Raw genomic sequence first — 23,237 nt, 5'->3', positions numbered from 1 at the left:
CGCGGCGGATGGTCAACAGCTTCGCCGGAGGAATTATGGCAACCGGAACAGTCAAGTGGTTCAACTCTGAGAAGGGCTTCGGCTTCATCGAGCAGGACGGTGGGGGCCCCGACGTCTTCGCCCACTACTCGAACATCGTGGCCCAGGGCTACCGTGAGCTCCAGGAAGGCCAGAAGGTGAGCTTCGAGGTCACGCAGGGCCAGAAGGGCCCGCAGGCGGAGAACATCCAGCCCGTCTGATCCCGAGCACCGAGGCAGTCCGGCGCTGATACGACATCGACACGGGTGATGAGCCCTCGTGTCGGCCGAGCCTGCTTTCGCCGGGCCGGCGCAACCGATCCACTCACGCACGCGTGAGTCAAGGCTGCGCCGGTCCGGCACTTCTGCATCCAGTGGCCGGAGGGCCCGAAGTACCCGATGTAACGTCGTCGCCTGCCTGCGGGAAGCAGGAACATGACGACCAGGACTCAGGGGCGCGAAGTACGGGCCGCCACCACGCACCCTGAGCAGCTCGAGGCCTTCTACCGCGAGCATCTGCCCTTCGTGCGCAACTATGTCGCCCGCCGTCTGGACGACGCCGGTGACATCGCGGACGTGACCGCGGACATCTTCCTGCGGGTGGTCAGGTCGGCCGCCACCTACCAGGCGCAGCTCGGTCCACCCCGAGCCTGGCTGACCGGGATAGCCCGCAACGCCGTCGCCGAGCACCGCCAGGCCGGCGCCCGCTACGCGGCCGCGGCCCGTCAGGCCGGTGGACGACGCTGGCTGGACGAGGACTCCACCGAGCGCATCGTGCAGCGCGTCGCCGCCGAGTCGGAGGCCCGGGCGTTGCTCGCCCACATCGCTGACCTGCCGGTTCCGCTGCGGTCGGTGGTCGAGCTGGTGGCCGTCGACGGCCTCACCGTGACCGACGCCGCCGCCGTGCTGCAGATCAGCGCCGGTACGGCCCGCGTGCGCTACCACCGCGCCCGCCGTCAGCTGCGCGAGAGCGCACCCTTCCCGCGACCCGAGGTGACCCCGTGAACGAGCGACCGAGCACAGAACTTGACGCCTTCGAGGAACGACTCCTGGCCGAACTGAAGACAGTGGCGAGCGGACCGACGTCCATTGATCCGGCTCTTCCCGCTCGCCGCCGCGAGCCGCGGCGCTGGCTGCTACCAGCCGCCGCGGCGGCCGCGGCAGTGGCCGTTGCCTCTGCCGTCGTCGTGGCCCGCCCGACTCCGGCCTACGCCGTTTCCGGCGGGAACGGTGCCGAGGTGAAGGTGAAGGTGAATCGGCTGGAGGGGGCCGACGCTCTGGAGGCGGCGCTACGCGAGCGGGGCATCCCGGCCGACATCACCTATCTGCCCACCGACCGCGCCTGCCGTCCTGGCCGGTACACCGAAGTGCGTACCCCCGGCCTGACGCTCGAGGTGCGTGCGGATCTGTTCGAGGTGACCATTCCGGCCGGGGCGGTGGGCGAGGGAAACACCTTCGTGCTTTCGGCCGCCGTCACGCCGATGGAGCACGGCCTGCGAGCCACCGTCGACTTCGCCGTTGCCCAAGGACCCGTTGCTGAGTGCACCGTGGTCGAGGCCAGGTGACCTACGACCGGGTTCAGCCGACAGCTGAGCGCAGGGCGTCGACGCGGTCGGTCTGCTCCCAGGTCATGCCCTCCAGGTCACGGCCGAAGTGACCGTAGGCCGCGGTCTGGTGGTACTTCGGCTTCAACAGATCCAGATCACGGATGATCGCGGCCGGACGCAGGTCGAAGACCTCCTTGATCGCCGCCGTGATCTTGTCGGTGGCCACCGTCTCGGTGCCGAACGTCTCCACGTACAGGCCGACCGGCTGAGCCTTACCGATCGCGTACGCGACCTGCACCTCGCACCGCTTGGCCAGGCCGGCGGCGACCACGTTCTTGGCGACCCAGCGCATCGCGTACGCCGCGGAACGGTCGACCTTGCTCGGGTCCTTGCCACTGAAGGCGCCGCCACCGTGGCGGGCGAAACCACCGTAGGTGTCCACGATGATCTTCCGCCCGGTCAGACCGGCGTCACCCATTGGGCCACCGACCTCGAACCGCCCCGTCGGGTTGACCAGCAACCGGAAACCGGAGGTGTCGATCGAGACATGCTCCAGCACCGGCTTGATCACGTAGTTCGCCACATCCGGCAGCAAGAAGTTCTCGAGACTGATGTCGGCCGCGTGCTGGCTGCTGACCACCACGGTGTCCAGCCGCACGGCCTTGTCACCGTCATAGGCGATCGTCACCTGGGTCTTACCGTCCGGGCGCAGGTACGGCACCTCGCCGGACTTGCGGACCTCGGTCAGCCGCTCGGCCAGCCGGTGCGCCAGCCAGATCGGCAACGGCAGCAACTCCGGGGTGTCGTCGTTCGCGTAACCGAACATCAGGCCCTGATCCCCCGCGCCCTGCAGGTCCAGCGGGTCCTCCCCCGCCTCGACCCGCGCCTCGTACGCGGTGTCCACACCCTGGGCGATGTCCGGAGACTGCGCACCAATGCTGACCTCGACGCCGCAGGAGTTGCCGTCGAAACCCTTCGTGCTGGAGTCGTACCCGATGTCCAGGATCGTCTTACGCACGATCGACGGGATGTCCACGTACGACTTGGTGGTCACCTCACCCGCGACATGCACCAGGCCGGTGGTGACCATGGTCTCCACCGCCACCCGGCTCGTGGGGTCCTGCTCCAGCAGAGCATCCAGGACCGCGTCACTGATCTGGTCACAGATCTTGTCGGGGTGCCCCTCGGTGACGGACTCGGAGGTGAACAAACGGTCAGACATTGCGGCTCCTGACAAGGGTCGTGGACGGATCGGCCGGTCTACGCGGGTGGAGCAGACCGCCCCACCACTGCGGGTTCTCGCGGTACCAGTCGACGGTCCCGGCGAGGCCCGCACCGAACGGCACCTGCGGTGCATATCCCAGTTCCCGCGTGGACTTGGCAATGTCGACCGAGTAGCGGCGGTCGTGCCCCTTACGGTCCGGCACCCACTGCACCCGCGACCAGTCGGCGTCGCAGGCCTGCAGAAGAAGGCCGGTCAGCTCCCGGTTCGACAGTTCGGTACCACCCCCGATGTTGTAGGTCTCGCCGGAACGCCCCTTCTGGGCGACGAGAGCTATGGCGCGGCAGTGGTCGTCGACGTGGAGCCAGTCACGGACGTTGAGCCCGTCGCCGTACAGCGGGACCTTGCGCCCCTGGAGCAGGTTGGTGATGAACAGGGGGATGACCTTCTCCGGGAACTGGTACGGGCCGTAGTTGTTGGAACAGCGGGTGACGAGCACGTCGAGACCGTGGGTCCGGGCGTATGCGCGCGCCATCAGATCACTTCCGGCCTTGCTCGCCGAGTAGGGCGAGTTCGGCTCCAGCACGGCGGTCTCGGGCCAGGAACCGGTCTCGATCGAACCGTAGACCTCGTCGGTGGACACATGGACGAAGCGCAGATCCTTCGGGCCGGCCCGCAGGGCCGAGTCCAGCAACGACTGGGTGCCCACGACATTGGTGACGGCGAAGTCGGCGGCGCCGGCGATCGAGCGGTCCACGTGCGACTCGGCCGCGAAGTGCACGACCAGATCGGTTGCCGCCATGAGGGTGTCGACCAGGCCGCGGTCCAGGATGTCCCCCACCACCAGCTCCACGCGGCCGGAACTGAGCAGGGGCTCCAGACTGGCCCGGTTGCCTGCGTAGGTCAGCTTGTCGAGCACGGTCACCCGGGCCCGCGGGAACCCCGGATACCGCCCACCCACCAGCGAGCGGACGAAGTGCGAACCGATGAAGCCTGCTCCACCGGTGACCAGAACGCGCATGTGCCAGACCTTTCCGCCAGAGGTACCGGTCTCCATGCTGACGGTCGTCCGGCTCGGGCAACAGACCGATGGCCTCAGCCTGACGAGATCATCCCCTGACCCTCCCCTGTATCCCGCTCACTCGTGCCGGATGCGCTCCCAGGTCGCCTCGATGCCCTCCCGCATCGGCGTCAGCCGGGGCGGGCCGTAGTGAGCGTGGTAGCGGGTGACGTCGAGCACGGAGGTGTGAACGAAACTCATCGGTACCGCGACCTCTTCGAGCTCCAGCTCGCGGCCGGTGACCTCCTGGACGAGCTGCAGCACCTCACCCAGTCTCGTTCCGGCGCCGGCCCCCAGGTTGTAGGTGTGGGCCTTCGGCCGGTCCCAGATCCGCAGCACCATGCCGATCAGGTCCGGCGCATAGATGTAGTCGCGGGTCATGCTGCCGTCGCCGAAACGCCTCAGCGGCAGCCCGTCACGGGCCGCTCGCAGGGCGATCGGGATGATCCCCTGCTGAGTTCCGGGCTTCTGCCCCGGACCGTAGGGGTTGGAGATACGCAGGGAGACGGACTCCAGGCCGTGCTGAGCCTCGAAGAAGCGCAGGTAGTTCTCCAGCGACGTCTTGCCGATCCCATAGGGCGAGATCGGGTTACGTGCCCTTTCTTCCGTATGAGGCATCGGCGCGGTGCCGTAGACGGTGCCGCCGGAAGAGGCGAAGAAGACGCGTTGGACGTCCGCCTCGGCGCACAGGGAGAAGAGGCCGACGCCTGCGGTCACGTTGGTGGCGATGTCGCGCATCGGGTCGCGCGCGGAATCCTGGGGACCGGTGAGGGTGGTGAAGTGGAAGACGTCGTGGGCACCCTTCACCACCTCCGTCAGGCTGCCGGGCTCGAGAAGGTCACCCTGGTAGAGGGTCACGTCCGGAGTCACCCGATGACGGGGTGGCGTGGAGTACCGGTCGAACGCGTTCACCCGTGCCCCCTGCGCCAGCAGGGCATCGACCAGGGGGGCGCCCAGGAAGCCGTTGGCGCCGATCACCGCAACCCGTCGCGGCCCACTGGGCACCGGCCTCACCCCTCGGGGGCGGTCTCGGACGGGAATTCGCCGGCCCGGCCCAGCCGTACGGCGATGCGCCGCGCGGCCGCGGCCAGTTCGGGCGGGTCCTCCACCACGAAGTCGCAGCCGAAGGTGGCGAGCAGGCCCAGCAGGCCGGACCAGGACCAGGCCCCCATGCTGATCCGGGTGGTCCGCTCGTCGATGAACTCGATGTTCGCCCCGCCGGGAGCCCATTTGGCCACCAGGTGCACCGGGCAGTTCATCCGCACGGTGCCGCGGCAGGGCCAGGAGTCAGTGGCGTCGCCCCGGTCGGGCTGCAGCTGGATGAAGCGGGTGATGTCGTCCTCGGGGAACTCGTGCGGCCGGAACCGCCAGCCGGGCTGGGTCAGGTCGCTGATCCGGTCCAGCCGGTAGGCGTGCCACGAGTGCTGGCGCTGGTTGTAGGCGATCAGGTACCAGCGTCCCGACCAGACCACGAGCTTGTGCGGCTCGGCCACCACCGGGACGTCGTCCGAGGACTCGACGGTGCGGGACCGGTACTGGAACTTGACCAGCTGCCGGTCCTGCGCGGCCGAGCTCAGCGAGGCCAGCAGGGCCGGGGTGATCGTGGGAGGCGCCAGGTCCCAGGCGTTCTCGATGGTCTGGACGTCGAACGTCTTCAGCCGGCGGGCCAGTTCCTCGGGCATCAGCTCGGTGACCGTGCGCAGGGCGCGCTTGACCGAGTCCCCCATGTCCTGCACCGACGAGGGGGCCGTCTGCAGGGCCAGGGCGATCGCGATGGCCTGGTCGTCGTCGAAGATCAGGGGCGGGAGGGTGGAGCCGGGGGCCAGGCGGTAGGTGGCTCCCGGCCCCTTCTCGGCGTCGACCGGGTAGCCGAGTTCCCGCAGCCGTTCGAAGTCGCGGCGCACGGTGCGGGTGCTGACCTTGAGGCGGGCGGCCAGCTCGTCGCCGGTCCACTCCTTCTGGGCCTGCAGCAGACTCAGCAGCTCCAAGGTGCGCGTGGCTATTTCGGACATAAGACCAACGGTAGGCGAGGTGCGGCCCCGCGGGCGCCCTTCACCGTCACAGGGCACTCTCCAGGTGCGCGGCGGGCCACAGCCGGCGATCGGACTCCGACGACCTGAGCACGGTGACCGGGCTCTCGGCCGGTCGCGACCCGGGCCCGTCCGGCAGGAACTGTCGCAGGTAGCTGCCGTAGCCGGACTTCTCCAGGGGCGCGATCAGCCGCTCGAGCTCGGCCGGGCCGATCCAGCCGTTGCGGAAGGCCACCTCCTCGATGCACCCGATCTTCTGGCCCTGGCGGGCCTCCACGACCTGGACGAACTGGGTGGCGTCCATCATCGAGTCGACGGTGCCCGTGTCCAGCCAGGCGGTGCCCCGGCCCAGGACGGTCACGGTCAGGGCGCCCTCCTGCAGGTACTGCTCGTTGACCGACGTGATCTCGAGTTCTCCGCGCCCACCGGGTCTGACGCCGGCCGCGATCGACACCACCCGGTTGTCGTAGAAGTACAGGCCGGGCACGGCGAAGTTGCTCCGGGGCCGGGCGGGTTTCTCCTCGATCGAGAGCACCCGTCCGCCGTCGTCGAACTCCACCACCCCGTAGGCCTGGGGATTGGCGACCCGGCTGGCGAAGATGTGCCCGCCGCTGACCTCGAGGTTCTGGCGCAGGACGCTGCCCAGCCCGGCCCCGTGGAAGATGTTGTCGCCCAGGACCAGGGCCACCGCCTGGTCGCCGATGAACTCGGCCCCGATCACGAACGCCTGGGCCAGGCCCTCGGGGCGGGGCTGGACCGCGTACTCCAGCCGCATGCCGAGCCGGCTGCCGTCGCCCAGCAGGCGCCGGAACTGCTCGTTGTCCTCGGGGGTGGTGATGATCAGGACCTCCCGGATGCCGGCCGCCATCAGGGTGGAGAGGGGATAGTAGATCATCGGCTTGTCGTAGACCGGCATCAGCTGCTTGCTGACGGCGTGGGTGATCGGGTACAGGCGTGTCCCGGTCCCACCGGCCAGAATGATGCCCCGCATGACGTCCTCCTAGGACCACTGCCCGGCCCGGCGCCGGTGGCGCCGGATTGGCTGAACCGGCCGGATCACACCGTGGCCGCCACCGGGCCGGCCTGGCGCAGCGGGGCCAGGGCCCGGCTCCAGCTGACCACCTGCCCCAGCAGGGCCTGCAGGTCGCCCTCGTGGCGGGCGGCGGGCCGGAACTCGCTGAAGTTCTCGAAGTCGCTGACCATCGACAGGGCCACTTGGGCCCGCACGTCGGCCATCTGCAGCTCACCGGCCACCAGGCGCAACTGCTCGGTGGCCCGCACCCCGCCGAGCATCCCGTACGAGACGAAACCCACTGCCTTGTTGTTCCATTCGGCGTACAGGTAGTCCAGGGCGTTTTTCAGCACCGCGGACGGGGCGTGGTTGTACTCGGGCGTGACCACCACGAAGCCGTCGAAGGAGCTGATCAGCTCGGCCCAGGCCCGGGTGTGGGGGTTCTGGTACTGCCCGGCCATCGGCGGCAGCGGCTCGTCGAAGAGCGGCAGCGTGTGCTCGCGCAGGTCGATGATCTCGAACGAGGCGTCGTGCCCGGCCGTGTGCTCCAGCACCCACCGGCCCACGCTCTCGCTGTTCCGGTTGGGGCGGGTACTACCCAGGATGATGCCGATGCGGGTCACGTGCGGGCCTCCGAGGCTCGGCCGGATGTAGTCAATGGCAGTGATAGTACGCGGAGCAGACTATCGCCGTCATGTACCTTAGGAGGCGTGGACGAGGCAGGGCAAGGGACGGCGGGCACCTCCGCGACGTATCCGCAGGGGAACGGCGAGGGAGCCGGCGTCATGGCCCTGGTGCGCCTGTCCACCCTCGTGCAGTCGGTGTTCACCCAGGTGGCCGACCGGCACGGGCTGCCTCCCAGCCAGGCCCGGATGCTCTGCGTACTGGCCGGCCGGCCGAGCCGGATGGCCGAGCTGGCCCGCGCCTGCGGGGTCGAGAAGGCCGCCGTGACCGGGCTGGTCGACCGGGCCGAACGCCGCGGTCTGCTGCTGCGCTCCCCCGTCCCGGGTGACCGTCGCGCCAGCCTGGTCTCGCTCACCCCGCCCGGCCTGAGTGCCGCCACGGCCTTCCACCAGGAGGTCACCGAGCATCTCGACCAGCTGCTGGCCGGTCTGGGCGAGACCGACCGGGCCTTCTTCGCCGCCGCGATGGACGCGTTGCTGCGCTCGGCCGGACCGGACCGCGCGCGCGAGCTTCAGGCCGACGGCACCCGCTGAGCGATCATCTGGGCGAAGAGGTCCGGCAGCGCGATCCCGGCCGCCTCGGCCATCATCACCACCACGCTCTGGCGGGCGAAGGAACAGTACAGACCCGCCTCCAGGAACCAGGGCCGGCCCGACGGGTCGATCCGGAAGTCGAAGAGGCTGTAGTCGCGGCACCCCAGGGCGGTGTGGGCACGGAAGGCCGCCTCGTGCACCCGGGCGGTCACCGGGTCCGAGAGATCCACCGTCCAGGCTTCTTCGGAACTCTTGGCCAGCAGCTGCAGTCCCCCCGCGTCGCCGCGGCCGATCTTGTCGGCATGCCGACGCACCGGCCGGTGCACCGGATCCACGGCATACTCTTCCAAGGGGAGCCCGGCCAGTTCTCCCTCCCGTTCCAGAACCGCGCAGCGCACCTCCCGGCCCAGCTCGACATAGGCTTCCACGAGCACCCTTTCGCTGTGCTCGAAGGCGGCCGCCAAAGCTGCTCCGTAGGCCTCGGGGGCCTGCACGAGACTGACTCCCAGTGAGTTGTCACCGTCGACGGGCTTGACCACGACCGGTGGTGGCAGCGTGGGCCGCTGACCGCGACGCAAGACCTCGGCTTCCGGCACATCGACCCCCGCCGCCGCGACCACGGCCCGGGCATGCGCCTTGTCGGCCCCCAGAGACATCACCGGCGGACGATTGCCCAGGTAGGGCAGACCCGCCAGGTCGAGCGCGGCCCGGTAGGTGGTCATGCCCGGAAGGCAGAACATCTGCGGCACCACGACGTCGACGTTCAGATCGTGCAGGTGTTGCAGGGCCTGCGGCCAGTCTGTGCGCGGGGCCGCGTGTAACGTCTCGGGCTCGAAATCTGCGCCGAACCGCCAGGAACCGGCCGGATCGACATAGGCCGCACGGAACTCGTAGCGGGCCGGGTCGGCCGTGGCCTCAAGGCAGTCCCGGGCGTACAGCAGGGACAGTTCGGCGGTGAACTCGTCCGTGGCCGACCCGGCCAGATGCAGCACGCGTAGCACCACTCAGTCCCCCGCCGGCTCGACCAGCTTGCCGATGTTGAAGTCGATCCGGTTCCAGGGCTTTCCGCGAAGGAGGTTGCCCAGCAGGAGCTTCGGGATGTGGAGGTGGTGCAGCAGAAGGAAGGGCAGGGGGTCGTCCCAGTCGAAGACCGCGTCCCGGCCCGCGCGGATCACCTGCAGGCGCTGCCGGCGCTGCGGACCTCTCAGCAGCCGCCACACCTCGTGGTAGAGCCAGTAGCTGGGTCGGGCACCCGGGGCGGGACGCTGCACCGGCGTCGCGCCGTCCCGCAGGTAGGCATCGGCCAGGCCGGGGTGGTCACGGAAGACGCTGATCGCCGAGTGGGTGCGCGGGTTGCACTCGATCGGGAACACCCGGCCGTCCGCGGTCTCGATCACGTCGAGGCTGTACTGCCCGCTCCCGCCCACCTTCTCCAGGAAGTCCCGGACCCAGGCCTCGATCCGGGGCCGGTCGACCCAGGCGTAGTTCACCTGGAAGGCCGAGGACTCGCAGCAGGCGTACACCTGCACCCGGCCGTTGCGGACGGTGGCGTGCGTGCAGTACTCGGTCCCCTCGACCAGGGCCTGCAGGATCCAGGGGTTGTCCGGCGAGATCGGCTTGGAGCGGGCGAACTCGGCGGTGGCCGCGCGGGTGGGGCGCGGCAGCACGGTGAGGTCCAGCCGGTTGACCGGGTCGTAGGCGATGCTCTTGAGGATGTAGGTGTCCTTGCGCGCGGCGAAGTCGAAGTCGGCGACCTGCTGCGCGGACGTCATCCGGTGGGCGTCCGGCACAGGCAGGCCGAAACCGGCTGCCAGCAGCGAGAACGCGTGCTTGTCGTCCACGGCCGCGATGGTGTCCGCATCGCCGTGCAGCACCTCGCAGTGCTGCGCCAGCAGGGGCGCCGCCCGCGCGTCGTACAGGCTGGAGGCCGGGCTGCAGACCGGCACGTAGACGTCCACCTTCTCGTCCAGCACGATCTGCAGCAGGGCTTCGGCGTAACCGGGCGCCTGGGGCGGCGGCACCACGTGAAAAGCGTCCACCGCCCGCGAGAACCGGTGGCCGGTGAACCGGTACTTGTGCTGCTCGACGAGCACCACCCGATGCCCCGCGGCGTGGAAGGAGCGGGCCAGCACCAGCGCCTTGGTCATCTTCCCGCCGCTGATCAGGACGGTGCGAGGGCTGGAGGAGACGGAAGTTGCACCGCCGGAGCGCATTCGGCGCACCAGGGCGGCGCCGGTGACGGCGAGGTTGGCCGGCAGCGCCAGGGTGAGCAGGCCCAGGGCTCCCAGGGTGCGTGCGGCCGGACCGAGCTCAGGCGGTGACCATGCCACGGTGCATCACCCGCTCCCCCTCCACCCCGGAGTGGTCGGCCCGGTGCAGGACCACCCGGTTGTCCCAGATCACCACATCACCCGCCGCCCAGGAGTGGGCCAGGACGTTGGCGGGCGCGGTGGAGTGCCGGTACAGGAACTCGATCAGCTGCGTGGCCTCGTCCGGCTCCAGCCCACCGATCTCGCGGCAGCGCTGCGGCGTGGACAGGTACAGCGAGGTGCGCCCGGACACCGGGTGCCGGCGCAGCAGAGGATGTTCCGCCTGGGTCTCGGCCAGGTCGGCGGTGTCCAGACCGGACACCACGTGCCGGGCCTTCAGTCCGCGCAGCCGGTCGCGCACCTCGGGCGGCAGGGTCTCGTAGGCACGGTACTGGTTGGTGAACTGGGTCTGCCCTCCGCGCCGGGGAACCTGGACCGCACGCAGGGCCGTGTACGCGGGCGGGTTGCGGACATAGCTGGTGTCGACGTGGAACACGCTGCGCGGTGGGGTGGTCCGCCCCACGTTGCTGATCACGTTCAGGTCGCCGAACCCGGGCACCGGGGTCTCGCCCTGGGTGAAGGTGAGCCGGCCGAAGCGGCCGAGGAACTCCAGGAACTGCTGGTCGTCGACGTCCTGGCCGGGCAGGACCGCCACCCCGTGCTCGGCCAGGAGCTGTTTCAGCCGGAAGGCCTCCGGCTCCGGCAGGGCCGCGACCGAAACTCCCTCGACACGAACACCTACGGGACTCAGTACGGTGATGTCCACGGCTTCTCCTCCAGTGGATCGGTCGGCGCCTACGGCTGCGGCACCCGGCGCACCAGGGTGACCCCGTCACGCAGCGGCAGCAGGACCTGCTCCACCCGCGGGTCGGCGGCCAGCGCCCGGTTGAACTCCTCGATCGCGGCCCCGTTGGCCGACACCGGCCCGCGTCCCCAGGGCTCGCCCTGCATCAGGGTGTTGTCGACGCAGATCAGGGCCCGGGAGCTGAGCAGGTCGAGGGTGAGCAGGTGGTCGAGATAGCTGAGGTAGCCGCCCTTGTCGGCATCGACGAACACCAGGTCGAAGAGCGCCCCCTCGGCCGCGAGCGCGCTCAGCGTCGCCGCCGCCGGGCCGGTGCGGATCTCGACCCGCCGGCCCGTCGGTGTCCGGTCCAGGCTCTCCCGGGCCAGCTCGACCGCCCGGAGGTCGATCTCGCAGGCCACCACCCGGCCCCCGGCCGGCAGGGCCTCGGCCATGGCGAGCGCCGAGTAGCCGGTGAACATGCCGATCTCCAGCACCTGCCGGGCTCCGGTGGCGTGCACGAGCATCTTGAGGAACTGGCCCTCCACGTGGCCGGAGAGCATCTCCTGCTCCAGCAGCCGCTCCCCACCGGACCAGTCGTGGGAACGGGTGCTCTCGGCCAGGGCCTGCAGGGCCGGTGACTCGGGGGTGCTCATCCGGGCCAGATAGGGGTCCAGCCCGGCGACGAGTTCCGCGACGTCCCGCAGTTCCTGCAGCCAGCCGGGGTCCGGCCCGGCCGCCGGCAGACGCGTCAGGAGCGTCTGCAGGCGGCCGGCGGCCAGGGCGACGGGGGTGACCGGACGGGGGTTCACGAGGTGAACAGGTCTTCCCCCAGGCCGCCGCCGGGATAGATGGGCATGGCCTGCCGGTGGCGGGCCAGTCCCCGTTCCAGTTCCGGGCCCCCGAGGTCGTCGACGAAGTGGCAGGCCCCGATCGGCCGGGGCATCGCGGCCCGGAGCCGGCCGTTGCGGGTCTGCGTGATCGACTCCGTCGCCCGGTGCAGCAGTTCCGGGGTCAGGTGCGGGGTGTCCATCGACAGCCCGAGCCGGCTCATCAGCCAGAACAGGCGGTCACGCTCGCTCTCGGTGATGTACCCGCGGTCCTTGGCCAGGGTGGCCGACAGGGCCATGTCGATGCTGATCGCGTGCCCGTGGAAGAACGGGCGGGCGGGGGCCAGCTCGAGGGTCGGGCTCCAGGTGTGGCCGAAGGCGATCACCCGGTCCAGGTCGAGCTCGTGCAGGTTGGGCGTCTCCAGCCGGAGCATCCGCTCGATCGCGGTGTAGGTGACCTGGTGGGCCACCTGCAGCAGCTCCGGGGTGCCCCCGTCGTGGCCGAAGCGGGTGCGCAGCAGGTCCTCACCGTGCTTCTCGAGGGCCTCGAAGATGCCGCTGTCGGCCACCGTCGCGATCTTGATCAGCTCGGCCATGCCGTTGCGGACCTCGGCCCGGGGCAGCGTGCGCAGGAACGAGAAGTCGAGCAGGACCTGCTGGGAGGCGTGGTAGGCGCCGAGCCGGTTCTTGTACCGGCCGTGGTTCACCCCGACCTTGATCGAGACGCTGGCGTCGATCAGGCCGATCAGGGTGGTCGGGATCCGCAGGTAGTTCGACGAGCGCCGGAACGAGGCGCAGGCGAAGCCGGCCACGTCGGTGGTCAGTCCCCCGCCCACCACCAGCACCGGTTCCTGGCGCAGGAGGCCGAAGCGGGCGAACGCGTCGACCATCTTCTCCACCGTGCGCAGGGACTTCTCGGTCTCCCGGACCTGGACGGGGAACACCGTCAGGGCGATCGCGTGGTGCTCGAAGTAGGCCCGGACCTGCTCGCCGTACAGTTCGTGCACCGCCTGGTCCACCACCATCAGGCAGCGCCCGAAAGGTTCGTAGAACCGGGCCAGTTCGTCGTTCCCGGGCGAGAACACCCCGTCCACGTAGCGCAGCGTGTAGTCGATCTTCTCGTAGGTCTCGACCCGGAACTGGTTGTCGGTGACGGTGAGGCCCACGGGCGCCGGCGCCGCGCTCACGCGGTCTGCAGCTCGGCCAGGGCCAGACGCTCCACGGTGCGCTCGGCCCCCAGGTCCAGGCCCGCGGTGTTCTCGTTGGGGAAGGCCACCACCCGGACCCCGGCAGCCCTGGCCGCCTGTACCCCACCGGGGTTGTCCTCCACCGCCACGGCGTCGCCGGGCGCCAGGCCGAGCCTCTCCAGCGCCAGCCGGTAGACCGCCGGATCGGGTTTGCCCGACTCGACGTCGCCGGCGCTGAGCACCAGGTCGAAGTCGCCGGCCGCGACCGCCGGCTCGAGGGCGGTGAACAGGGCCTTGAGGTTCTCGGCGGAGGTCGTGGTGACGAAGGCCAGGACCGTTCCGGCGGCCCGGGCGTCCTTGATCGTCTGCACCACCCCGGGACGGGGCGCGACCTCGGAGGTGAGCAGATTGCGCTGGAACAGCGCGGATTTCGTGGCGTGCACGGCCGCGGCGTCCACCGACTCGCCCCGGTCGCGGGCGTAGGCGGCGATCCGGTCGGCCCCGCCGTTGCTGCCGAGCAGGCCGCGGTAGGTCTCGCGGTCCCACTCCCAGTCGAGCCGGTGCTCGCGGAAGGCCTGGTTGAATGCTTCGCGCTGCAGTTCCGACGTGTCCGCAAGTGCGCTGATAGAGCCGAAGAAGAGAGCAGACATAGAGTGTCCCAGTTCCGTGCGCGGGCTCGCAGAAGAGCCCTCGGTGGACAGATGGGGAGTTCGACCAGTCATGAACTTCTCGGTCAGTTATGAACGATTTGTACGTTACCCGATCAGCAGTTCAATGCAAGAGGTTCAGCACAGAAGGAAAGGAGCTCCTGATGCCAACTGCCCATGGCGATCCGGGGTCTCAGCCCGCCGAGGACCCGAGGGTCGCCCGGACCAGGCACGACATCGTCTCCACGGCGATGCGGGTGATGATGGAGGAGGGCTGGGACGCCGTCACCCACGCCCGGATCGCCCAGGTGGCCGGCTACTCCAAGGCCACGATCTACAAGCACTGGCCGACCCGCGTCGACCTGCTGCGCGAGGTCTTCGCCCACCTGAGCTCGATGCCGCACCACACCCCGGCCGGCGACCTGCGCAGTGACCTGGTGTGCGAGCTGCAGATCTTCCGGGACGGCATGAGCAACCACGGGCTCGACCGGGCCCTGGCCGTGCTGTCCGGCCTGGCCCTGGCCAATCCCGAGATCGCCGAACTGCGGGACCAGCTGGTGGCGGACGGTGAGCGGGTGATGCGCCAACTGCTGGCCACCGTACTCGACGGCGAGGACCTGGAGAGCGCCCTGCTGATGCTTTCCGGATCGGTCTTCTACGCCGCCCTGATGGGTGGCCGGCCGCCCGACGACGAGACCATCCGCCGCACCGTCGACCGGTTCATGGCGAGCCTACCCGGCTGAGAGCGTACTGGAAACAGTTCTCCCCGGTCCCGATTCACCGGGGAGAGCGGCGGGAGCCTCGCGGGACGATCAGGGCACCGCCTTGCCCGGGCGCTCCCCCGTTCACCAGGCTGCCTCATGTTCTCACTGGACCTTCCGCCGGGCACCGGCACCGCCGGCCCGGCCCGGAATCTGCTTGGGGGAGATCATGCGGGCAATTCTGTGCCCCGGCCAGGGTTCCCAGCGACCTGGCCTGCTCACGGCCTGGACCGGGACCGACGAGTCCCGGGAACACGTTCGCAGACTGGGCGACTGGGCCGGTCTGGACCTTCTGGAGCACGGCACCCGGTCCGACGCCGAGACGCTGCGCGACACGGCCGTGGCCCAGCCGCTGATCGTCGCGGCCGGGCTGCTGGCCTGGGCGCGGCTGGCCGGGCGGGCCGGCCGCCCGGCCCCGGCGGACCTGCTGGTGGCCGGTCACTCGGTCGGTGAGATCACCGCGGCCGTGATCGCCGGTGTCCTGACCGAGCAGGAAGGCATGCGGCTGGCCGCCGGACGGGGGCGGGCGATGGCCGCCGCCGCGAGCCGGGAGCCCTCCGGGATGGTGGCGGTCGTCGGCACCACCCTCGAGCGTCTGACCGAGCGCCTCGACGGCGAGGACCTGCACCTGGCCAACCACAACGGCGCCGGCCAGTTCGTCGTGGGCGGTTCCCGGCCGGCCCTGGAGCGACTGCGCGCCGATCCGCCTGCTCAGGCACGCGTCATCGCCCTCCGCGTCGCCGGTGCCTTCCACACCCCGTACATGGCCCAGGCCGTGCCCGAGGTGCAGGAACTCATCGCCGGCTTCTCCCCCGCCGACCCGGTGGCCACGTTGGTCAGCAACCGCGGCGGACAGGTCCTGACCAACGGATCCGAGGTCACGGCCGCCCTGCTGACGCAGATGCTGGCCCCGGTCCGGTGGGACCTGACCATGCAGTCCCTATTCGCCGCGGGCCTGCAGGAGGCCGTGGAACTGCCGCCGGCCAAGACGCTCCAGGGACTGCTCGAGCGCGCCCACCCCCAGGTGCAGTGCCTGCGCCTTGACAATCCTGGTGATGTCGAGAGCAGCCAATGGGTTCGCGTAACTGCTTGATACCAGGCCCAAACGAATGTAGGACAGGGTCTGTCCAGTGGTCCGGCTACGTTCGGAACCCGGGGTCAGCCGACCCCGTCGAAGCAAGCCGACGTAAGGAGATCTCGTGGAGGACACCCTCGCCCCGGAGCAGTTCCAGGGCTCGGCCATCGATCACATCAACGTCTCGGTGTCCGACATCGACAAGTCGCTGGACTTCTACGAGCGCGCCCTGAACGCCATCGGCGTGCTGAAGGTGCTCGACGTACCGGGCGACGAGAAGGAGTCACGGCCCCGCATGGTGGGTTTCGGCTTCGAGAACAAGCCCTACTTCTGGCTGGTCGAGGCCGGGACGGTCGACCCCAACCTGCACGTCGCCTTCAACGTCGGCTCACGCAACCTGGTCCGGCGCTTCTTCGAGGCCGCCGAGAAGGCCGGTGGGCAGGTGAAACTGGAACCCGCGGTGCATCCGGAGTACCACGAGCACTACTACGCCGCGTTCGTGCACGACCCGGACGGCGTCAATGTCGAGGCCGTGTGCCACCTGGACGACCAGGACGGCGTCGCCTTCGCCGAGCAGCAGGGCCAGGCGGTCGCCGGGAAGTCCTGACCACCCGCGGCCGGGCGGGGGCGCCCGGCGCATCCCGACACGATTCCCTGGGGGGAAATTGAGTAAGCACGGGCCACGGACGGCTACCGGATACTGCCTCACCGAAACGCTTTCCGCCGGACGGCGGAGACGGATCACCCCCCGGGGCGTCGTGGGCCGCCCCGCCCGGCCGACGGTCGCGCCGTGACCGGGACCCGGTTCGACGTCCTCGGCCCCCTGCACGTGCGGCAGAACGACGAGCTGATGACCATCACCGGCCAGAAGAACCGCACGGTGATCTCCTGCCTGGCCCTGCACCCGGAACAGACCATCAGCATGGACACCCTGCTGCGGGCGGCCTGGAGCGACCCGCAGCCGCGCAGCGCCGTGCACCAGGTCCGCAAGATGATCTCGGCGCTGCGGCTGGGCATCGAACAGGGCTGGGACCTGGTCCGCACCTCGCAGGAGGGCTACCTGCTGCGGGTCACCCCCGAGCAGTCCGACCTGGCCGACTTCACCCGCAGGTACGCCCGGGTGATGTCGGGTTCGCTGAACACCGACGAGGAACTGGCCGCCGCCTACGACGCCCTGGCCCTGTGGCGCGGCCGCCCCTGCGAGGGCTCGCTGCCCAGCGGGTGCGAGGAACGGGTCGCCGAGCTCGTCGAGCAGCACCGCTCACTGCTGCTGAAGACGTTCCGGGCGTTCTCGGACCGGGGCCGCGAGGACGAACTGGTGGCCGTTCTGCAGACGGCGGCCAAGATCCACGGGCAACCGGTCCAGGAGGCCGTCGCCACCGAACCGGCCCGGCCACCGTCCCCGGTTCCGGTAGTCACGTCGGCCCCGCCGGGCGGGAGCCCGCTGAGCCGGGTAGGGACGGTGGGCGGCCACTGCCTGCCGCGTGATCTGAAGGACTTCAGCGGCCGCGAGGAGGAGGGCCGCCGGCTGCACGAGTACCTGCTGGGCGAGTCGCCGGGCCCGTTCGTGGTCACGGTCCACGGGATGGGCGGGGTGGGCAAGACCGCCCTGGCCCTGCACACCGCCCACCAGCTGGCCCCGCACTTCCCGGACGGGCAGCTCTTCGTCAACCTGGACGGGGTCCGCTCGCCCGAGGCGCAGTCGGTCCGCAACACCCTGGGCGTCCTGCTGCGTCAGCTCGGGATGGCGGAGGAGGACATCCCCTCCTCGCAGGAGAGCCGGCTGGCCCGCTGGCGGGAGGTGACGGCCGGGCGCCGGCACCTGCTGGTCCTGGACGACGCGGCCGGCCTGGCCCAGGTCGAGCCCCTGATGCCGGCCTCCGAGGGCAGCGCCTGCATCATCACCTCCCGGGTGGTGCTGTCCGGCATCGACGGGGCGGCCTACCTGCGCCTGGAGGTGCCCGGCGAGGACGAGTGCGTCGAGCTGCTGCGCAGCATCGTCGGGGACACCCTGGTCGACCAGGACCCGAAGTCGGTGCGCTCGGTGATCCGGCAGTTCGAGAACCTGCCGCTGGCCCTGCGGCTGGCCGGGGCCCGGCTCTCCACCCGCGAGTTCGTCAGTTTCGGCGAACTGGCCCGCAGCCTGCAGGACTCCTCCAGCCCGGTCGACGAGGTGGAACTGCCCGGCCGCAGCCTGATCGGCCGGCTGGACACCTCCCTGACCTCGATGGAGCCCTCCGACCTGGACCGGTACCTGCGCCTGGCCCTGCTGCCGGCCCCCGAGCTGGACGAGGTCGCCGCCTCGGTGGCCATCGGCGGCGGCACCGACCAGGCGCGGCGGGCCTGCCGCCGGTTCACCGACCGGGCCCTGCTGCAGCGGGTGGCCACCGGCACCTACCGGATGCACCCCCTGCTGGCCCAGACCGCGGCCCTGCACATCGAGCGGTCGCTGTCGCCCGCCGTGCAGCGGTCGGTGATCGCGGCGGCGCTGGAGTACTACAAGAACGCCGTCGGGCTGATCGGATCGGCCCGGGTCAGCCCCTCTCCCGGCCCCTCGCCCGCCCTGCTCTTCGGGACCCTGACCCGGGCCGCGCAGCTGGCCGAGGAGCTGGACCTGCGCAACGCCTTCGCCGACCTGTGCCTGGCCTGGGAACGCCCGGTCAACCTCTACCTGGACACCGACCAGCAGCAGACCGTCTGGGACCTGGCGCTGGCCGCGGCCCACGACCACCCGGACCGCTCGATCCGCGGCAACATCCGGCTGGCGGTCTCGCGCTGCCTGTGGCACCGCAACGAGATGCGGGCCGGCATGCAGGCGGCCCGGCTGGCCTGGTTCGACGCCCAGGAGGCCGACGACCACCTGCTGCGGGTGCGCTCGCTGCTGCGCAGCAGCTCGTTCTGCTGGCTCACCGGCGAGACCGCCGAGGGGCTGCGCTACCTGGCCGAGGCCCGCGGGCACCTGCGGGCGTGCCAGGAGCAGGCCGGGGAGGCCGCGGCCGGGCGGGAGGCGATGGAGATCATGTCGAACGAGGCCGCCCTGCTGGCCGAGCGCCGGGAGTTCGCCCGGGCCGCCGAACTCAGCCAGAGGGTGATCGACGCCGACGGCATCGACGCCCGGGTGACGATCATGGCCAAGGTCACCCAGGCCGCCGCCCAGCTGGGCCTGGGCAACTACGGGCAGGCCCTGTGGGCCGGCACCGCCGCCCTGCACGAGGCCAACCAGATCCGCTCCGCCTACGGCCGTTCGCTCGCGCTGCAGCAGATGGCCCGGACCCTGCGGGCCATCCCGCACTCGGCCGCGGCCTCGGCCGCCGAGGCGGCCCAGGCCTCGCGGTCGGCGGTCCTGGAGACCGGCTCCCTGCGCATCGTCGACGAGATCGACGCCTTCCTGGACTCGGTCCCCGCGGCCGGGCCCTGCATCGTCTCCGAGGCCTGTGACCCGGCCGCCGCCGACCCCGGCCGGGAGGTCAGCGAGGGACCGGCAGTGAACTGCTGAGCTCGTCCCGGACCGCCGTCCAGGACGAGATCCCGCTGCTGGCACCGGGTTGCGTCCCCAGCACCCGCGACGAGCCGGCGGCGACGTGCCGCAGGGTGCGCGCCGCCGTGCTCAGGGTGGCGCCCGGGCCGGTCTCGACGAAGAGCAGACCCGGCCTGTCCAGCCCCCGCAGGGCCTGCCGGAATCGCACCGGCAGGGCCATCTGGGCGGTCCAGAAGTACGGGTCCCGAGCGTGCCCGGCGGTCACCGGCACGCCGGAGAAGGCAGATACCAGAGGACGATCGGGGCCCCTCAGTTCGTCGGCCCGGGTAGCGAGGAAGTCGCCCAGGGAGCGGGCCGACGCCGCCAGCAGCGGCGAGTGGAACGGCCGGGTGGAAGGGACCCGCATACAGGCGATCCCGGCCTCCCGCAGGACCTCGACCGCTCTGGCCACCTGGGCCTCGGCGAGGCTCACGACGCACTGCCCGGGCCCGTTGTCGGCGCCGATCACCCCTTCCACCGCGTGCTCCTGGAGGTGGCGCATCACCTCCTGCGGCTCGGCGCGGCAGCCCACCATGCCGCCGGCCGGATCCTCACGCAGCAGTTCGGCCCGCCGCCGGATCAGCGCTGCGGCCAGGTCGATCGACATCACCCCGGCCAGGGTGGCGGCCGCCAGCTCGCCGACGCTGTGCCCCACCAGGACCGGCCGCAGGTGCGGCCGGGCCGCGAGCAGGGCCCGGGAGGTGGCCAGCGTGACCACGAACAGCAGCGGCTGGGCCACCTCGGCCCGGGCCAGATCCCGGCGATCTCCCTGACGCCACAGACGTTCCAGCTCCTCGGCGCCCTCGCCGTAGGCCTCGAAGAACTCGTCGACACAGTCCCGGAAGGCGTTCTCGTGCTCGTACAGGGCCTGGCCCATACCGGGGAACTGCGAGCCCTGGCCGGGCAGCATGAACACGACGTCCACGGCGCGGCTCACCATTTCGCCAGGGCCGCGGCGAAGGCGTCCCAGTCGTTGGCCCGGTAGGCGCGGGTCCCGGGCAGGGCCCGCTCGACGAAACCGCTGAGCACCCGGCCCGGTCCCAGTTCCCAGGTCTGGGTCACTCCCCGCCGGGCGATCTGGTGCATCACCTCGACCCACACCACCCGGTGGACCAGTTGGGCACCCAGCTGCCGGCGGACGTCCTCACCCGATCGGTAGGGCCGGGCGTCGGACCCGGACAGCAGCTCGGTCCGCGGGGTGCGGAAGGTGAACTTGTCCAGGAACCGGGCGAAGTCCTCGGCCGCCTCGCCCATCAGGCTGGAGTGCGCCGGCCCGCCGATCCGCAGCACCGTGGCGCGGGTCTCGGGCTCGCGTTCCAGGTCCTCGATCAGCAGGTCCACCGCGACCGACTGGCCGGAGACCACCACCTGACGCTCCTCGTTGTGGTTGGCGACCTCGACGACCAGCCCACTGGCGGCACTCACCCGGGCACAGGCGTCCTCGATCTGTGACAGTGTGCGCCCCAGGACGGCCGCCATCTTTCCGTCCACCCGGTTCTGCACCCCGGCCATCAGCTCTCCCCGGTAACGCACGATCTGCAACACCTCTCGCCAGTCCAGCACCCCGGCGGCGGCGATCGCCGAGTACTCCCCCAGACTGTGCCCACTGACCACGTCGGCCCGGGCCCCGGCGGCCCGGGCCGCCGCGAAAGCCGCGTAACTGCACATGAAGACGGCGGGCTGGGTGACCGGCATCTGCCGCAGCAGGCCCACCGGCCCGTCCTGGCAGGCCCGGGTCAGCTCGAAACCGACGATCTCGTCGGCCTCCCGCCACAGCGGCCCGACCAGGTCCGGGTAGCGCTCACGCAGGAACACCCCCATGCCGACCTTCTGGGTGCCCTGGCCGGGGAACAGGAACGCCTTCATCGGCTGAACACCGCCCCCATCGGGAAGGACGAGAAGCCCGACGGCGCGGGCCCGGAGGTCAGCCGCGACACCTGCCGCACCACTTCGGCCCGGAAGTCCGGGTCCTGCTCCAGACGCTGCGCGATCTCGGCCCTTTCGGTCACCGCGGCCTCGTCCACGTCGAACAGCAGCCGGGCCTGGGCCCGCAGTCGGCCGGCCTCGGCCGCCGCCTCGGCGGTGGCCTCGTAGGCCTGCTCGTCCCGGGCCACCGGGCAGCCGCGCAGGTCACGCACGACCCGGGCGGCCAGGGCGTGCGCCCCGATCAGGGCGCTGGAGAGTGCGGCGCCCCCGATCGGCACGAACTGGTGGGCCGCGTCCCCGCAGAAGGCGATGCGGGACAGCACCATCTGCTCGTTCCAGGTGGCCCCGTCGCCGAAGGTGTCGATCCAGGTCAGCCCGCCCGGCAGGGCCTGGCCGGTGGACTCCGTCCAGGCCCGGCGCAACCGGGCCTCGTCCACCTCCGGCCCGACCGCCCACTCCGGGTCGTGCATCATGATCCGGGTGGTGGTCGCGTCCAGGGCGGCGCAGACCAGCGTGCGCCGGCCGATCCGCTCGAAGCGGCGCGGCGGCAGACCCTGGGTGGCCAGGTCGGCCCGCACCAGCGAGCGGGTGGCCGGGTGACCGGTGCGCCCCACCCCCAGCACCTTTCGCACGGTGCTGTCCGCGCCGTCGGCCGCGATCAGGAATCGCCCGGCGTAGGTGCGACCGCTGCCTGTACGCACCTCCACCCCGCGCGAGTCCTGACTCACGTGCGAGACCGGCTGCCCCCACTCCAGGACGACCCCCTGGTCCTGCGCCCACCGGACCAGCCGGCGTACGAGGTCCGGCTGGGGGCACTTGCGGATCCCCGCCCAGGCCGAGGGGGCGTCCGAAAGGTCCAGCGGCAGCCCCACGTAGTGGCCCTGCCGGCTGACCGGCAGGTCGCCCAGCCCGGGCACGCGCAGACTTTCGAGGATCTCCATGACCCCGGCGTGCAGGGTGGAGGCCCGGGACTGGGCCGGGGGCGTGTTCCCGGCCTCCAGCACCGTGGCCCGCAGGCCGGCCTGGGCCAGGGCGCCGGCGGCGAGCAGCCCGCTCGGGCCGGCCCCCACCACCAGCACGCCCTGCCCGTCGGAGGCCGGAGCACTCGTCGGACGGTTCACGAGACCGTCGTTTTCCGGCCGGCGTTCTCGTGGGCCCAGCGCACCGCCGCCTCCAGGGTGCGGAGGCTGTTGTTGCCCAGGTTGCGCCGGGCCAGTTCGCGCGCCTGCTCGACGGTCGCTTCCGGGCCGAGGACCCGGGTGACCGCGTCGGTACGGATGGCCACCGTGTGCTCCGAGCGCACCCGCCACTGTTCGCCGGCCGGGGTGATCGTCCAGACCCCGGTGTGCAGGGTGAGCAGCCCCGGCAGCGTGGTCTGCTTGTACCGCAGCACCGCCGGGCCCTGGGAGAGCCGGAACGACTCGGTCACGTGCGAGTCGCCGTCGGGGGTACGGGTGGTCATCCGCAAGAACTGCAGCCCGTCGGTGAACTCGTCCATCCGCACCTCGGCCACGTGCCCGAGCCGCTCCGCCCAGCGCCCGCCCTGGTCCAGGAACGCGAACACCAGGTGCGGGTCGGCGTCGGTGAGGACCTCGTCGGAGAAGGTGAACGGGGCCGCGTCGGCGTCGTTCTCGCGCTCACAGGCGCTCTTCAGGGCGGCCAGCTCCTTGGTGCTGTTGCCGTCCACCGCCCGGGCGATCCACTCCAGCGACTGCTCGTCGTCGTCCTGCGCGGCGTAGGTGTGCAGCAGTTCGACCACGGTGTTGCCCGGGCCGGCCCCCATCACGCTCCAGGCGCCGCTCATCCGGGCCACGGGGGCGGCCGTGCGGCTCTGGTGCCAGGTGATGCGACGCTGCTGCTCGTCGAGCTGCCGCTCCGAGACCCAGGTCTTGGGCTCGCCGTTGGCGACGGCCCACAGCTGGATCAGCTGCCGGCCCTCGGTGCGGGACAGTTCGCAGGCGTGGATGGTGGGCTCGAACATCTCCGGCCAGCGCGCGACGTCCTGCAGCCGGGCGAAGACCGCGGCGGCGTCGGCGTCGATCCGGATGCGGTGCACGTCGGTGCGTTCGGTCCGGTCCTGGGTGCTCATCTGGTTGTCC

24 protein-coding genes are annotated in these 23,237 nt (G+C 70.9%); 8 read left to right on the top strand and 16 right to left on the bottom strand.

All coding sequences use genetic code 11. From position 1 onward, the window contains the following. Positions 1-35 precede the first annotated feature (35 nt). The 3 genes from QSK18_RS29075 to QSK18_RS29065 all read left to right on the top strand — a co-directional run bounded on the left by QSK18_RS29075 (position 36) and on the right by QSK18_RS29065 (position 1,582). Positions 36-239 (top strand): cold-shock protein, encoded by a 204-nt coding sequence (locus tag QSK18_RS29075; protein WP_232812209.1) that lies wholly within the window; start codon positions 36-38, stop codon positions 237-239. A gap of 213 nt (positions 240-452) precedes the next feature. Continuing rightward, entirely contained in the window at positions 453-1,022 is a 570-nt protein-coding gene (locus QSK18_RS29070) for an RNA polymerase sigma factor (RefSeq protein WP_232812210.1), read from the top strand. Continuing rightward, the gene (locus QSK18_RS29065) at positions 1,019-1,582 is read left to right on the top strand and encodes a hypothetical protein (protein ID WP_285625665.1); all 564 of its coding nucleotides are present in this window, start codon (positions 1,019-1,021) and stop codon (positions 1,580-1,582) included. The genes QSK18_RS29070 and QSK18_RS29065 overlap by 4 nt, the downstream gene beginning before the upstream one ends. Before the next feature lie 13 nt (positions 1,583-1,595). Here the strand turns inward: QSK18_RS29065 and metK are convergent, their stop codons facing one another. From metK to QSK18_RS29035, 6 genes are all read right to left on the bottom strand, one after another. After that, positions 1,596-2,786 (bottom strand): methionine adenosyltransferase, encoded by a 1,191-nt coding sequence (gene metK, locus QSK18_RS29060; protein WP_285625662.1) that lies wholly within the window; start codon positions 2,784-2,786, stop codon positions 1,596-1,598. Continuing rightward, positions 2,779-3,807 carry a dTDP-glucose 4,6-dehydratase gene (rfbB, locus tag QSK18_RS29055; protein WP_232812213.1) on the bottom strand — a complete coding sequence of 343 codons (1,029 nt, stop codon included), beginning with the start codon at positions 3,805-3,807 and terminating at the stop codon, positions 2,779-2,781. The genes metK and rfbB overlap by 8 nt, the downstream gene beginning before the upstream one ends. Before the next feature lie 117 nt (positions 3,808-3,924). After that, positions 3,925-4,851, bottom strand: coding sequence for an NAD-dependent epimerase/dehydratase family protein (locus QSK18_RS29050; protein WP_285625658.1), 927 nt, complete (start codon positions 4,849-4,851; stop codon positions 3,925-3,927). A 5-nt stretch (positions 4,852-4,856) separates the two neighbouring features. Next, on the bottom strand, positions 4,857-5,858 hold the full coding sequence (locus tag QSK18_RS29045; protein WP_232812215.1) for a helix-turn-helix transcriptional regulator: 1,002 nt from the start codon (positions 5,856-5,858) through the stop codon (positions 4,857-4,859). 46 nt (positions 5,859-5,904) lie between these two features. Continuing rightward, positions 5,905-6,867 carry a glucose-1-phosphate thymidylyltransferase RfbA gene (rfbA, locus tag QSK18_RS29040; RefSeq protein ID WP_352396682.1) on the bottom strand — a complete coding sequence of 321 codons (963 nt, stop codon included), beginning with the start codon at positions 6,865-6,867 and terminating at the stop codon, positions 5,905-5,907. Positions 6,868-6,932: 65 nt separating this feature from the next. After that, positions 6,933-7,511 carry an NADPH-dependent FMN reductase gene (locus QSK18_RS29035; RefSeq protein ID WP_285625653.1) on the bottom strand — a complete coding sequence of 193 codons (579 nt, stop codon included), beginning with the start codon at positions 7,509-7,511 and terminating at the stop codon, positions 6,933-6,935. An 87-nt stretch (positions 7,512-7,598) separates the two neighbouring features. Here QSK18_RS29035 and QSK18_RS29030 point away from each other — a divergent pair, with 87 nt between their 5' ends. Further along, a complete protein-coding gene (locus tag QSK18_RS29030; RefSeq protein WP_232812217.1) occupies positions 7,599-8,105 on the top strand; it encodes a MarR family winged helix-turn-helix transcriptional regulator in 507 nt (168 codons plus the stop codon). Here QSK18_RS29030 and QSK18_RS29025 read toward each other — a convergent pair. The 6 genes from QSK18_RS29025 to QSK18_RS29000 are packed head-to-tail and all read right to left on the bottom strand — an operon-like array spanning position 8,084 to position 13,862. Continuing rightward, positions 8,084-9,097: a D-alanine--D-alanine ligase family protein gene (locus QSK18_RS29025; protein ID WP_285625648.1), complete on the bottom strand. Its 1,014-nt coding sequence runs from the start codon at positions 9,095-9,097 to the stop codon at positions 8,084-8,086. The two genes, QSK18_RS29030 and QSK18_RS29025, sit on opposite strands and share 22 nt — an antisense overlap. A gap of 12 nt (positions 9,098-9,109) precedes the next feature. Beyond that, positions 9,110-10,435: an ATP-grasp domain-containing protein gene (locus tag QSK18_RS29020; protein ID WP_285625645.1), complete on the bottom strand. Its 1,326-nt coding sequence runs from the start codon at positions 10,433-10,435 to the stop codon at positions 9,110-9,112. Then, the gene (locus QSK18_RS29015) at positions 10,416-11,180 is read right to left on the bottom strand and encodes a TauD/TfdA dioxygenase family protein (RefSeq protein WP_232812220.1); all 765 of its coding nucleotides are present in this window, start codon (positions 11,178-11,180) and stop codon (positions 10,416-10,418) included. The genes QSK18_RS29020 and QSK18_RS29015 overlap by 20 nt, the downstream gene beginning before the upstream one ends. Before the next feature lie 29 nt (positions 11,181-11,209). Next, on the bottom strand, positions 11,210-12,007 hold the full coding sequence (locus tag QSK18_RS29010; protein ID WP_285625642.1) for a class I SAM-dependent methyltransferase: 798 nt from the start codon (positions 12,005-12,007) through the stop codon (positions 11,210-11,212). Next, positions 12,004-13,212 (bottom strand): sedoheptulose 7-phosphate cyclase, encoded by a 1,209-nt coding sequence (locus QSK18_RS29005; protein ID WP_232812222.1) that lies wholly within the window; start codon positions 13,210-13,212, stop codon positions 12,004-12,006. The genes QSK18_RS29010 and QSK18_RS29005 overlap by 4 nt, the downstream gene beginning before the upstream one ends. Next, entirely contained in the window at positions 13,209-13,862 is a 654-nt protein-coding gene (locus QSK18_RS29000) for an HAD family hydrolase (protein ID WP_285625637.1), read from the bottom strand. The genes QSK18_RS29005 and QSK18_RS29000 overlap by 4 nt, the downstream gene beginning before the upstream one ends. 161 nt (positions 13,863-14,023) lie before the next feature. On the opposite strand from QSK18_RS29000, the gene QSK18_RS28995 reads away from it, so the two are divergent. From QSK18_RS28995 to QSK18_RS28980, 4 genes are all read left to right on the top strand, one after another. Further along, entirely contained in the window at positions 14,024-14,602 is a 579-nt protein-coding gene (locus QSK18_RS28995) for a TetR/AcrR family transcriptional regulator (RefSeq protein WP_232812224.1), read from the top strand. Positions 14,603-14,789: 187 nt separating this feature from the next. Next, positions 14,790-15,713 carry an ACP S-malonyltransferase gene (locus QSK18_RS28990; protein ID WP_285625634.1) on the top strand — a complete coding sequence of 308 codons (924 nt, stop codon included), beginning with the start codon at positions 14,790-14,792 and terminating at the stop codon, positions 15,711-15,713. Positions 15,714-15,819: 106 nt separating this feature from the next. Then, a complete protein-coding gene (locus tag QSK18_RS28985) occupies positions 15,820-16,302 on the top strand; it encodes a VOC family protein (protein WP_232812226.1) in 483 nt (160 codons plus the stop codon). 183 nt (positions 16,303-16,485) lie between these two features. Beyond that, positions 16,486-19,191, top strand: a complete 2,706-nt coding sequence (locus QSK18_RS28980; RefSeq protein WP_285625626.1) for an AfsR/SARP family transcriptional regulator — start codon at positions 16,486-16,488, stop codon at positions 19,189-19,191. Here the strand turns inward: QSK18_RS28980 and QSK18_RS28975 are convergent. The 4 genes from QSK18_RS28975 to QSK18_RS28960 are packed head-to-tail and all read right to left on the bottom strand — an operon-like array spanning position 19,163 to position 23,227. After that, entirely contained in the window at positions 19,163-20,137 is a 975-nt protein-coding gene (locus tag QSK18_RS28975) for an acyltransferase domain-containing protein (RefSeq protein ID WP_285625622.1), read from the bottom strand. The genes QSK18_RS28980 and QSK18_RS28975 overlap by 29 nt on opposite strands. Positions 20,138-20,145: 8 nt before the next feature. Beyond that, on the bottom strand, positions 20,146-21,078 hold the full coding sequence (locus QSK18_RS28970) for an ACP S-malonyltransferase (RefSeq protein WP_232812229.1): 933 nt from the start codon (positions 21,076-21,078) through the stop codon (positions 20,146-20,148). Beyond that, on the bottom strand, positions 21,075-22,259 hold the full coding sequence (locus tag QSK18_RS28965) for an FAD-dependent oxidoreductase (protein ID WP_285625618.1): 1,185 nt from the start codon (positions 22,257-22,259) through the stop codon (positions 21,075-21,077). The genes QSK18_RS28970 and QSK18_RS28965 overlap by 4 nt, the downstream gene beginning before the upstream one ends. Further along, positions 22,256-23,227 (bottom strand): aromatase/cyclase, encoded by a 972-nt coding sequence (locus tag QSK18_RS28960; RefSeq protein ID WP_232812231.1) that lies wholly within the window; start codon positions 23,225-23,227, stop codon positions 22,256-22,258. The genes QSK18_RS28965 and QSK18_RS28960 overlap by 4 nt, the downstream gene beginning before the upstream one ends. Between the last annotated feature and the right edge of the window lie 10 nt (positions 23,228-23,237).

This window comes from Kineosporia sp. NBRC 101677 (genome assembly GCF_030269265.1).
In the GTDB taxonomy this organism is placed as follows: domain Bacteria; phylum Actinomycetota; class Actinomycetes; order Actinomycetales; family Kineosporiaceae; genus Kineosporia; species Kineosporia rhizophila.
Note: the sequence above shows the minus strand (reverse complement) of the source record. Positions and strands in the feature narration are given on the sequence as shown.